The following is a 247-nucleotide window of genomic DNA, read 5'->3' on the forward strand; positions in this document are numbered from 1 at the left end:
GACCTCCTCGGCCTTGCCGGCATGGCCAAGGCCTTTACCGAGATCGAAGCCTCGGGCGAGGCTGAGGCCATGAGCCACGCCGAGTGGCTCGGGCTTCTGCTCGACCGAGAGATCACCCATCGCTACGACCGAAAGCTGCTGCGGCGGCTGCGCTATGCCCGTCTGCGTCACCAGGCCGCCATTGAAGACGTCGATTACCGCGCCGCGCGTGGCCTCGATCGCGGACTCTTCCAGAAGCTCGCCGAAG

Annotated in this window: 1 protein-coding gene; it reads left to right on the forward strand. The window is 66.4% G+C overall.

The features are described 5' to 3' along the window. On the forward strand, positions 1-247 hold a 247-nt coding region (locus J8I29_RS29830), incomplete at both ends, for an ATP-binding protein (RefSeq protein ID WP_245197500.1).

Origin of the sequence: Labrys sp. LIt4 (genome assembly GCF_017813775.1) — a bacterium.
GTDB classification, from domain to species: domain Bacteria; phylum Pseudomonadota; class Alphaproteobacteria; order Rhizobiales; family Labraceae; genus Labrys; species Labrys okinawensis_A.